Below are 10,906 nucleotides of genomic sequence, written 5' to 3' on the forward strand. Positions count from 1 at the left end.
GCGGTACTGCGGGCGGCGTGGTGAGCGCGTCAGGGATTGGGACTAGATCGGACGCGTCTCATCGACTTCGTTCGATCTGCGTTGCGGCGCCAGCAGCAGGCTGGTGGCCATCGGCCACAGCACCGCCTCGATCACCGGGGCCAGCAGCAATTGCCAGCCGGGCAGCGGCGCGCCCATGGCCAGGCGGATAACCACCGGCACCGCGTGCGCGATGAACAACAACGGCAGCACGTGCAGCGCCTGCGCGTAGACCGAAAACCACAGTACCCGGCGATGGATCGTGATCGCGAAGTAGGCCAGCAGCGTGTAGGCAAGCGCATGTTCGCCGAGCAGGCGGGCGTCATGCACATCCATCAGCAAACCCAGCAGGAACGCCACGCCCATGCCGACCTTGCGCGGCTGGTGGATGTTCCAGAACACCAGCACCAGCGCCACGACGTCCGGAATCCAGAGTGTCTCGCCCCAGGGCATCAGGTTGATCAGGAACGCCAGCACAAAGGTCAGCGCGATGAACGCGGGATTGACCGGGCGCAGCAGGTATTGGGATGTCGTCACCGTGCGGGCTCCGAGGGTTTCTGCGCCGGCGTGTCCGCGGGCTTGTCTGCCGGCGTGGCCGCCTTGTCTGCCTTCTGCTCGGCGCCAGCGCGTGCCGCCGCCGACCGCGCGCCGCGCTCGGCCTTCTGCGACGTGGCTGCCTCCGGCGGGCGCGGGGCAAGGCCCGACTCATAGCGCACCACTAGCAACTGGCGGTGCGAACGCACACCGGCCACGGGCTCGCAATACACGCGGGAGAACGCCGTATCGGCTTTGCGTTCGATCTGGACAATCTTCGCCACCGGCAGGCCCGGCGGATAGGTGCCATCGAGGCCCGACGTCACCAACAGGTCGCCTTGCTGCAGATCGGCCGATGCCGCCATGAAGCGCAGGTCCAGCAGACCGGCGCGTGAGCCGCCGAAGGCCACGCTGCGCAGACCGTTGCGCACCACCTGGACCGGGATCGCCTGCTCCTTGTCGGTCAGCAACGTCACTTCCGACTGGAACGGGGAAACGCGCGTCACCTGGCCGATCACGCCGCGCTCGTCGATGACCGGATAGCCGGCGCGCAGGCCCTGCATGCTGCCGCGATCGATCACGATACGCTGGCTGTAGGGGTCCCGGGCGTCGTAGAGGATTTCCGCCGGGGTCACCGGCGTGGTCGATTGCTGCGTCAGGTTCAGCAGCTTTCGAAGCTGGCTGTTCTCGGATTCGAGCTGGGCCTGGCGTACCGAGGCGTTGGCCTGTTCGAGCGCCGCACGCCGCAGCTCGCGGTTCTCGTTGGCCAGTTCGACGGAAGACTGGGCGTAGTCGAAGACGCCACGGATGGCGTCGCGCGGTACCAGCACCAGACGCTCCACCGGCATCAGCACGGTGGCAGCCACCTGGCGCACATTGCGCATGGCGTCAAAGCGCGCGTCGACGATCAGCAGCACCAGAGCGATCGTCACGAAGATAACCAGACGCGCAACGGCGGACGTGCCTTGCTTGAAGAGCGGCGGTGGAGAGTAATCCATTTACCCGTGCGCAGGCGATGCCAATCCGCCAGCGCGACGCCCCGTCCCTTGCGGGACGGGGCGGGCCGGGCTGGCGGAGAAAACGTTCAAGATGGAGGAGGATCCGGCGACGCGACTCACCACGTTGCCGGGTCCGGTTGCATTACTCGTACGAGAAGATGCTGCCGAGCTTGTCCATACGCTCCAGCGCCATGCCGGAGCCGCGTACCACGCAGGTCAGCGGGTCTTCGGCCACCAGCACCGGCAGGCCGGTTTCCTCGGCCAGCAGACGGTCCAGATCACGCAGCAGCGCGCCGCCGCCGGTCAGCATCATGCCGCGCTCGGCGATGTCGGCGCCCAGTTCCGGCGGGGTCTGTTCCAGCGCGATCTTCACGGCCGACACGATCTGGTTCAGCGGATCGGTCAGCGCTTCGAGGATTTCGTTCGACGACACCGTGAACGCGCGCGGAATGCCTTCGGACAGGTTACGGCCCTTGACTTCCATTTCGCGGACTTCCGAACCCGGGAAGGCCGAGCCGATTTCCTTCTTGATCGCTTCGGCGGTCTGCTCGCCGATCAGCATGCCGTAGTTGCGGCGGATGTAGTTGACGATCGCCTCGTCGAACTTGTCGCCGCCCACGCGCACCGAACCCTTGTAGACCATGCCGCCCAGCGAGATGATGCCCACCTCGGTGGTACCGCCGCCGATATCGACGACCATCGAGCCCGACGGCTCCGACACGGGCAGGCCCGCGCCGATCGCCGCCGACATCGGCTCCTCGATCAGGTACACCTGGCTGGCGCCGGCGCCCAGGGCCGATTCACGGATGGCGCGGCGTTCCACCTGGGTGGAACCGCACGGCACGCAGATGATGATGCGCGGGCTCGGACGCAGCAGCTTCGAGTCGTGCACCATCTTGATGAACTGCTTGAGCATCTGCTCGGTCACGGTGAAGTCGGCAATGACGCCATCCTTCATCGGGCGGATGGCCTCGATGTTGCCCGGGACCTTGCCCAGCATCTGCTTGGCTTCCTTGCCCACCGCGGTAATCGTCTTCTTGGCGTTGGGGCCACCTTCCTGACGGATAGCCACGACCGACGGTTCGTCCAGGACGATGCCCTTGTCGCGCATGTAAATCAGGGTGTTGGCGGTGCCCAGGTCGATGGCCAGGTCGTTGGAGAAATAGCTGCGGAGAAATCCGAACATCAGGAATCCTGTCTTCTGTTGTTTCGCGGGTATGCGAAGCGGCCGGCGCCGCCTGCGGCCCGGCCACGAATCGTTTGCAAGGGTGATGGTTCACGGTTCCCCGGTGCGTGCGGCCCGCGCCAGTCATGCTGGCACGCCCCGATGCCGCTGACACGCCGGATCGGCAGCCCACGGCGCTCCGCAACCGGCGCAGACCTGCACGCGCCGAACCGAGAGGTGCTAACAAAACGACTCTGGCAATTCTGGCAGCGCGGTGACGGACAAACGCCTTCGCCGCGCCCGGCCAGACCCACCAGGCTTCGCTTTGTTAGCACCCCTTACGGGAACCTTTGATTAGACTCTGCGCGAAAGTTCGCCGCCAGATGCGCCGGACAGGTCAAATACACCTGACGTGTGGCAGTAGCCTAATCGGAGGAACCTGATTGTTACGACTGAAAATGCGATGATTTCCCTCTGCATATCGCAGGATGGTCACCGCGCAACCCCGTGTCCAATACGCGCCGGACTTCCACGCCGTACCGGATAGTGCGTCCCCCTTTTGTATGGCGCCGACGGCTATCATGCGCCGCCAGTGTTGCACGGCTGCGACGGCCGACGCTCGGAACTGGTCCGTTCCGGGTCCCGGGGCCGTTCTGGTCGACCGCGAAAACCGTCCGGACTGTGCCGACGGCGTCACCATCGGGCATCCCTGCCCATCCGAAGTGGAGCGCGCGTTGCGGGGAATCTGCAACGCATAATCATACCTTATAATTCTCGCTGTTTCGGGGCGTTTGGCCCCGGAAAAACTTGTAACTTCGACGATCCTGGGGCGCCTCCCCGGGCGCACCAGTCCGGCACGCCCTGGCCACCCCGCCGCCGTGCCACCCGAAGCGCCCTTCCGGCCCCCAGATGGCCGGCACCCCCGAATCCGGCCAAGATACTTCCAGTCCAACGGACCGAACCCGGCGCACGCGCCGCATCACGCCATGGCTCTCGCACTCTCCGACGTCAAGCGCATCGCGCATCTGGCCCGCATCGAAACTAGCGATGCCGAGGCCGAGCAAACGCTTGCGCAACTGAACAATTTCTTCTCGCTCGTGGAGCAGATGCAGGCGGTGGACACCACCGGCATCGAGCCGCTGGCGCACCCGCTGTCCGCCGTGCGCGACATCGCCCAGCGCCTGCGCGAGGACGCCGTCACGGAATCCGACCGCCGCGCCGATTACCAGCGCCCCGCGCCAGCCACCGAAAACGGCCTCTACCTGGTGCCGAAGGTCATCGAGTGACAACGCGGTCTCCGATACCACGTTGCCCACCACCCAGACGCCATCATCGACATGCCCTTCTCAGCTGATTCCGTGACTTCCCTGCGCCAGATCGCCGATGCCCTGGCGGCGCGCTCCGTTTCCGCCGAGGAACTCGCCCGCGAGTACCTGGCCCGCATCGAGGCCGGCCGCGCCCTCAATGCGTTCGTTGCCGTTGACCCCGAACTGACCCTGGCCCAGGCCCGCGCCGCCGACGAGCGCCGCGCCCAGGGCCAGGCCACGCCGCTGACCGGCGTGCCCATCGCCCACAAGGACGTCTTCGTGACGCGCGGCTGGAAGTCCACCGCCGGCTCGAAGATGCTGGCCAACTACGAAAGCCCGTTTGACGCCACCGTGGTCGAACGCCTGGCCGCCGCCGGCATGGTCACGCTGGGCAAGACCAACATGGACGAGTTCGCGATGGGCTCGTCGAACGAGAACTCGTTCTTCGGCCCGGTGAGCAACCCGTGGGACACCAGCCGCGTGCCGGGTGGCTCCTCTGGCGGTTCCGCCGCCGCCGTGGCCGCCGGCCTTGCACCTGCCGCCACCGGCACGGACACCGGTGGCTCGATTCGCCAGCCGGCCTCGTTCTCGGGCATCACCGGCATCAAGCCGACCTATGGCCGCGTGTCGCGGTACGGCATGATTGCGTTCGCGTCGTCGCTGGACCAGGGCGGCCCGATGGCCCATTCGGCAGAGGACTGCGCGCTGCTGCTCAACGGCATGGCCGGTTTCGACCCGAAGGATTCGACCAGCCTGACCCCGGAACTGGGCGGCGTCACCGAGGACTTCACGCGCCTGCTGGGCCAGCCCCGCGCCGGCGCCACCGCCAGCCAGCCGCTGGCCGGCCTGCGCATCGGCCTGCCGCGCGAGTATTTCGGCAAGGGCCTCTCGGCCGACGTCGAACAGGCCTTGCGCGCCGCGCTGGCCGAGTACGAGAAGCTGGGCGCGACGCTGGTCGACGTGACCCTGCCGAAGACCGAACTGTCGATCCCCGTCTACTACATCATCGCGCCGGCCGAGGCATCGTCGAACCTGTCCCGCTTCGATGGCGTGCGCTACGGCCATCGCGCCGCGCAGTATGGCGACCTGCTCGACATGTACAAGAAGAGCCGTGCCGAAGGGTTCGGCCCCGAGGTCAAGCGCCGCATCATGGTGGGCACGTACGTGCTGTCGCACGGCTACTACGACGCCTACTACCTGCAGGCTCAGAAGATCCGCCGCATCATCGCCGACGACTTCCAGCGCGCGTTCACCCAGTGCGACGTGATCATGGGCCCGGTGGCGCCCACGGTGGCATGGAAGCTCGGCGAGAAGACTGCCGATCCGGTCCAGATGTACCTGGCGGACATCTTCACGCTGTCCACCAGCCTGGCGGGCCTGCCCGGCATGAGCGTGCCGTGCGGCTTTGGCGAAGGCAACATGCCTGTTGGCCTGCAGCTTATCGGCAACTATTTCGATGAAGCGCAATTGCTGCAGACGGCCCATGCGTTCCAGCAGGCCACCGACTGGCACCTGCGCCGCCCGGCCTGACAACGCCATGCAAACACGCCCCCTGCCCATCGTCAGCATGCGCGCCGCTGCGGCCCTGGCCCTGGCGGCGACGCTGGCCGGCTGCATTCCGCTGCCGTTCGGCGGCCGCTCGACGCCGATCGCCGCGCGCGATATCGACCTCGTCGGCGATTGCCGCCGCACCGAGGAGGATGGCTTCCGCGAGGACGCGCAGTTGCGCGTGTCCAACAACACCGTGCAGCAGCTCCAGTGGAAGCTCTGGGTGGGCAAGCGCGGCTCTTGCAGCTTCAATCTGGCCGACTTCCGTCAGGTCAAGAAAACGCCGCATATCGAACTGCGCGCCAACGACGGCAGCGCCTGCGAGCTGATGGTCTGGCAGGACCCGCGCCGCATCACGCTGGCGCACGCGAATTGCCAGGCACACTGCACGCCGGGCATCTATGAGCAGGCATGGCCGGTGATGTTCGAACCGGGTTCGGGCGACTGCGCCCGCACGCGCTAACACGCACGAAGCGACACCGTCCATCGACCGATCATGAGGCGCCGACCGCACCTTTCCACGCTGACCCCCACGCTGCTGGTTCCGACCATGGCGGGGCGCTGGCTGCGCGCGAGCGTGGCGGCGTTGGCGATCGGCATGGCGCTCCTGCAGGCCGCGCCCGCGCAGCCTGCTGTGTCATCGGCAGTACCGTCGGCGGCGCCGGCCGCTTCCGCCAGCGCACCCATGACATCAGCAGCGGCGGCCATGGAACCAGCGGCCCAGCGGGTGCGCATTCCCGGCGATGGCGGCTCGCCGGAGCTGACCGGATACTGGTTCACACCCCGCGATGGTGGCCTGCCGCGTTCGCAGCCACTGCCCGTGGTAGTGGCACTGCACGGTTGCAATGGTCTGATCGACATGCGTGTGGCCGCGAAGCGCGCGGGCACGATCGAGGAAGTCATCGATCCGGCCGGCGCGCTGCAGAGCCGCTACCGCGAGTACGCGCACTGGCTTGCCGAGCGCGGCTATGCGGTGCTGATGCCGGACAGCTACAGCGTGCGCGGCAGGGCACAGGGCACCTGCGGCGACGCCCTCGAATCGCGCGCGATCGACGACCGGACACGCCGCGGCGACGCGCTGGCCGCAATGCGATGGGTATCCCGGCAACCTGGCATCGATGCCCGCCGCATCGTGCTGCTGGGCTGGTCCAACGGAGCGCAAGCGGTGCTGGCCACGATCGACGCCAGCCGGCCCTGGCCCGGCGGCACGCCCACGGTGGACCGTGCGGTGGCGTTCTATCCGGGATGCAAGCGCGCGGTGCAACAGCACAACTTCCGGCTGCGCTCGCCGCTGCTGCTGCTGATCGGCGGCGCGGACGACTGGACGCCCGCCACGCGCTGCGCGATGTTGCAGAACGCCGTGCAATCGCGGCAGCCGGGGGCGCGCTTCCGGCTGGAGATCTATCCGGGCGCGTACCATGGCTTCGACGGCACGAGCGAACTGCATGTGCGGCGCGATGTGATCGCAGCGCGGCGCAACGGCGGCGTCACGGTGGGCGGCGATGCCGTGGCCCGCGTGGCAGCGCTGGGACAACTCGATTCATGGCTTGCGAGCCCGGATCCCTGATACAACCGGGACCCGGCTCGACGAGCACCGAACACAGATACAGAAAGACTCAAATCAGGCTTACGAAGGAACAACCGCCATGCAATGGGAAGTGGTGATCGGCCTGGAGACGCACACGCAGCTCTCCACGGCCTCCAAGATTTTCTCCGGCACCTCCACCGCGTTCGGAGCCGAGCCCAATACGCAAGCCTCGCCCGTGGACCTGGCGCTGCCGGGCGTGCTGCCCGTGCTGAACCGCGGCGCCGTGGAGCGCGCCATCCAGTTCGGCCTGTCCATTGGCGCGACGATTGCGCCACGCAGCATCTTCGCGCGCAAGAACTACTTCTATCCTGACCTGCCGAAGGGCTACCAGATCAGCCAGTACGAGATCCCCGTCGTGCAAGGCGGCCAGATCACGGTTCAGGTGGAAGGCAAGCAGGGCGTGTACGAGAAGACCGTCAACCTGACCCGCGCCCACCTCGAGGAGGACGCCGGCAAGTCGCTGCACGAGGACTTCGCGGGCATGACCGGCATCGACCTGAACCGCGCGGGCACGCCGCTGCTGGAAATCGTGACCGAGCCCGACATGCGCAGCTCGGCCGAGGCCGTGGCCTATGCCAAGGCCCTGCATTCGCTGGTGGTGTGGCTTGGCATCTGCGACGGCAACATGCAGGAAGGCAGCTTCCGCTGCGACGCCAATGTGTCCGTGCGCCCGCTGGGCCAGGAAAAATTCGGCACGCGCCGCGAGATCAAGAACCTGAACTCGTTCCGCTTCCTGCAACAGGCCATCGACTACGAGGTGCAGTGGCAGATCGCCGAGATCGAGGATGGCCGCGAGATCGTGCAGGCCACCGTGCTGTTCGACCCGGACACTGGCGAGACGCGCGCGATGCGCACCAAGGAAGACGCGCATGACTACCGCTACTTCCCCGATCCGGACCTGATGCCACTGGAGATCGACGCGGCGTGGGTCGAGCGCGTGAAGAGCGAACTGCCCGAGTTGCCGGCCACGATGCAGGCCCGTTTCGTGTCGCAGTACGGCCTGTCGGCGTACGACGCAAGCACCATCACGGCGACGAAGTCGCTGGCGGCGTACTACGAGGCCGTCGTGACCAACGTTGGCGCAGCCAGCGCCAAGCCGGCGGCGAACTGGGTGATGGGCGAGATCGCGTCGCAACTGAACCGCGAAGGCATCTCAATCGACGAAGCGCCCGTGCGCCCGGCGCAACTGGCCAAGCTGCTGGCACGCATTACGGACGGCACGGTGTCGAACAACACCGCCAAGAAGGACGTGTTCCCGGCGATGTGGGCTGGCGAGTCCGACGGCGACGCCGACGCGATCATCGCGGCCAAGGGCCTGAAGCAGATGTCCGACACTGGCGAGCTGGAGAAGATCATCGACGACGTGCTGGCCGCCAACGCCAAGTCAGTCGAGGAATTCCGCGCCGGCAAGGAGAAGGCGTTCAACGCACTGGTCGGCCAGGCCATGAAGGCCACCAAGGGCAAGGCTAACCCGGCGCAGGTCAATGAACTGCTGAAGAAGAAGCTGGGCTGATATCGGCGCCCCGGAAGTGAAGAGGCCGGCCATGCATCAAGCGTGGCCGGCTTTTTTTTGCGCCTGGCGTTCGCTATGCCGATACCACTGGCACCACGCTGACCTCCACCCCCACCGTATGCTCCCCGCCCCCCACGATCACTCCATGCAGCAGCGGCACATCGCTATAGTCGCGTGCGATGGCCAGCGTCACGTGTCGCGTGTCGGCCAGCATTGCATTGGTGGGATCGAGATCGATCCAGCCGTTCTCCGGGCACCAGACGCCGGCCCACGCATGTGAGGCATCTGCGCCCAGCAACCTCGGCTCGCCTGGCGGTGGATCGGTGCACAGGTAACCGCTGACGTAGCGTGCCGGCAGGCCGATCGAGCGCAGACAGCCGATCATCACCTGCGCGAAGTCCTGGCAGACGCCGCTGCGCAGCGCGAACGCTTCCAGCGCCGGCGTATGCACCTCCGTGATCTCGCTGTGATAGTCGAAGTCGGCGTGAATGCGATGCATCAGATCGATCGCGCCAGCCGCGACCGTCACGCCGGGCGCGAAGCTCCGGAGCGCGTAGTCGCGCAGGCTGTCATGCAATGCGACGTTGGGCGACGCATACACAAACTCCGTCTCGGGATGAAAGGGCTGGCCTGCGCGATAGCGTAGCCGCTCCGCGGCGTCTTCCCAGCGCGGACTGCGGACGATATCGAGCGCCTGCCAGCGCGGCTTCAGTGTGACGGTGCTGTTAGCTGTCAGCCACATCGTCTCGTGCGGCACGTCGAGCATGAAATGCAGCACGTTGTTGCCGAACCCGTCGGTGCGCATGTGCTGGTGGGACGGGGCGGGGTCCACCTCGATCGAATGGGCCCCGACGGTCTGCCACGCACAGGAGGGTGGTATCACCACGGCACGCTGCTGCGCAAGCTCGACCGGCCATGCGTAATGGTAGGTGGTGGTGTGGTGCACGCTGAGCGTGGTCGTGCCGATGTCGCTCATGGCAGTTCGGTTTCGATTGTCACGCCGGCATGACTGAAGTAGCGGCCGCCGATCTCTTCGGACAACTTTGCCATGCGCGCGCCAAGCTGATCGCACAGCGCCCCGAGCGTGACGTGGCGTCCCTGCCGGTTGCTCGCGCACAGCAACGTGCGCGAAGGTAGCGCGCTAGCTGGCGGCAGCATCTCCGCCAGCGGCACACGCGCCTGCCCCGTGGCACCGGTGGGCAGTTGCACGAGCTTGGCGCGCAAGCGATCCAGCACACCATAGATGCCGCGCGGATTGGTCGGATCGAGCACGAGCAGATCGACCAGCGCAGGCACATCGGCGCGGCCCGGAAACAGCGATCGGAACGACAACGTGCTGTCGAACAGATGCAGCAGCAGGTCCACGCCACTGCGCGAATACAGCGCGCCGCTGCGCTCGGCCACTTCCAGGAACAGCGCCAGCGTGCCGAGCCGTTCAATATGGCGGCCGATGAATACCAGCCGCCACGCCGCGTCGCGCGCCATGCGGTCGCCCTGCGCGCCGCTAATCGCGCCAAGCTGCATCGACAGGTGCTCGAGCGCTGCCAGCACCTTCGAGCGATCGTAAGCGCCCTCCCCCGCCGATGGACCATCCGGGCAGGCTGCCTGCATCGCATCGCGAAAGTCATTACGCGCGGCCAATATCGTGCGCCAGTGATCGTTCGAGAGCCGGTTGCGGATCTCGTTGGCGGCGCCGGCATGGCTGGCGAGCGTCGGGCCCAGCCCTGAACCCGCATCGGGGTTGGCCAGCGTGGAAACGAGGGCATATTCGAACGCTCGCAACGATGCTCGCGGCGATGGCGTCTGCGGCGGCACCAGCCCGAACCATGTTGCCAGGTCACCGATCATCGTCAGCGTGCCGTCGTCGGTTTCGTCGTTCGATTCGATCGAACCAAGGATTTGCCGGCACAAACGCACAAGATTCTCGGCACGCTCGGCGTAGCGGCCCGCCCAGTACAGGTTCTCGGCCGCGCGGCTCGACACCGTCAGTTGCCGGGCAAGCGCCGATCCCGCCGTTGCGCTCATCGCCGCCAACCCGGCACGCGCCGAGATCAGCGGCACCGCGTGCGTCGGCTGGCTCGACAACACCCACGTGTCGGCACTGGTGCCGCCGATCTGCATCGATACCGCCTCGCGATGCGGCGGGGCCAGACGCGTGAATCCGCCCGGCATCACCTGCCAGCCGCCATTGCCATCGGCAATCGCAAAAACCCGCAGCATGGCCGGGCGCGAGCC

The 10,906-nt window shown here is 66.7% G+C and carries 10 protein-coding genes; 5 read left to right on the top strand and 5 right to left on the bottom strand.

Features of this window, described 5'->3' with window-relative positions; translation table 11 throughout:
- Window positions 1–42: 42 nt before the first annotated feature.
- From mreD to RN01_RS18995, 3 genes are all read right to left on the bottom strand, one after another.
- Window positions 43–555 (bottom strand): rod shape-determining protein MreD, encoded by a 513-nt coding sequence (gene mreD / locus RN01_RS18985; protein ID WP_008640831.1) that lies wholly within the window; start codon window positions 553–555, stop codon window positions 43–45.
- On the bottom strand, window positions 552–1,550 hold the full coding sequence (mreC, locus tag RN01_RS18990) for a rod shape-determining protein MreC (protein ID WP_024569259.1): 999 nt from the start codon (window positions 1,548–1,550) through the stop codon (window positions 552–554). The genes mreD and mreC overlap by 4 nt, the downstream gene beginning before the upstream one ends.
- Before the next feature lie 142 nt (window positions 1,551–1,692).
- Window positions 1,693–2,736, bottom strand: a complete 1,044-nt coding sequence (locus RN01_RS18995) for a rod shape-determining protein (RefSeq protein WP_008648066.1) — start codon at window positions 2,734–2,736, stop codon at window positions 1,693–1,695.
- 965 nt (window positions 2,737–3,701) lie between these two features.
- On the opposite strand from RN01_RS18995, the gene gatC reads away from it, so the two are divergent.
- Genes gatC through gatB form a run of 5 tightly spaced genes read left to right on the top strand, consistent with a single transcriptional unit; the run spans window position 3,702 to window position 8,671 of the window.
- Window positions 3,702–4,001 (top strand): Asp-tRNA(Asn)/Glu-tRNA(Gln) amidotransferase subunit GatC, encoded by a 300-nt coding sequence (gene gatC, locus RN01_RS19000; RefSeq protein WP_008648047.1) that lies wholly within the window; start codon window positions 3,702–3,704, stop codon window positions 3,999–4,001.
- Between the two features lie 51 nt (window positions 4,002–4,052).
- Window positions 4,053–5,552, top strand: a complete 1,500-nt coding sequence (gatA, locus tag RN01_RS19005; protein ID WP_011514976.1) for an Asp-tRNA(Asn)/Glu-tRNA(Gln) amidotransferase subunit GatA — start codon at window positions 4,053–4,055, stop codon at window positions 5,550–5,552.
- A 7-nt stretch (window positions 5,553–5,559) separates the two neighbouring features.
- The gene (locus RN01_RS19010; protein WP_024569258.1) at window positions 5,560–6,033 is read left to right on the top strand and encodes a hypothetical protein; all 474 of its coding nucleotides are present in this window, start codon (window positions 5,560–5,562) and stop codon (window positions 6,031–6,033) included.
- A gap of 33 nt (window positions 6,034–6,066) precedes the next feature.
- On the top strand, window positions 6,067–7,137 hold the full coding sequence (locus tag RN01_RS19015; RefSeq protein ID WP_017512891.1) for a dienelactone hydrolase family protein: 1,071 nt from the start codon (window positions 6,067–6,069) through the stop codon (window positions 7,135–7,137).
- Between the two features lie 37 nt (window positions 7,138–7,174).
- A complete protein-coding gene (gatB, locus tag RN01_RS19020) occupies window positions 7,175–8,671 on the top strand; it encodes an Asp-tRNA(Asn)/Glu-tRNA(Gln) amidotransferase subunit GatB (RefSeq protein WP_369799870.1) in 1,497 nt (498 codons plus the stop codon).
- Between the two features lie 73 nt (window positions 8,672–8,744).
- On the opposite strand, the gene RN01_RS19025 is transcribed toward gatB, so the two are convergent.
- Together RN01_RS19025 and RN01_RS19030 are read right to left on the bottom strand one after the other, a co-directional pair.
- Entirely contained in the window at window positions 8,745–9,647 is a 903-nt protein-coding gene (locus RN01_RS19025; RefSeq protein WP_017512893.1) for a transglutaminase family protein, read from the bottom strand.
- Window positions 9,644–10,906, bottom strand: a 1,263-nt coding sequence (locus tag RN01_RS19030) for an alpha-E domain-containing protein (protein ID WP_039016714.1), incomplete at its 5' end; no start/stop codon positions are given. The genes RN01_RS19030 and RN01_RS19025, both read right to left, overlap by 4 nt.

It is taken from the genome of Cupriavidus sp. SHE, from assembly GCF_000812445.1.
Classification (GTDB): domain Bacteria; phylum Pseudomonadota; class Gammaproteobacteria; order Burkholderiales; family Burkholderiaceae; genus Cupriavidus; species Cupriavidus metallidurans.

Coding starts and splice junctions, on each gene's coding strand:
- gatA (WP_011514976.1), top strand. CDS start 4,053: ATGCCCTTCTCAGCTGATTCCGTGACTTCCCTGCGCCAGATCGCCGAT.
- RN01_RS18995 (WP_008648066.1), bottom strand. CDS start 2,736: ATGTTCGGATTTCTCCGCAGCTATTTCTCCAACGACCTGGCCATCGAC.
- gatC (WP_008648047.1), top strand. CDS start 3,702: ATGGCTCTCGCACTCTCCGACGTCAAGCGCATCGCGCATCTGGCCCGC.
- RN01_RS19010 (WP_024569258.1), top strand. CDS start 5,560: ATGCAAACACGCCCCCTGCCCATCGTCAGCATGCGCGCCGCTGCGGCC.
- mreC (WP_024569259.1), bottom strand. CDS start 1,550: ATGGATTACTCTCCACCGCCGCTCTTCAAGCAAGGCACGTCCGCCGTT.
- RN01_RS19025 (WP_017512893.1), bottom strand. CDS start 9,647: ATGAGCGACATCGGCACGACCACGCTCAGCGTGCACCACACCACCACC.
- RN01_RS19015 (WP_017512891.1), top strand. CDS start 6,067: ATGAGGCGCCGACCGCACCTTTCCACGCTGACCCCCACGCTGCTGGTT.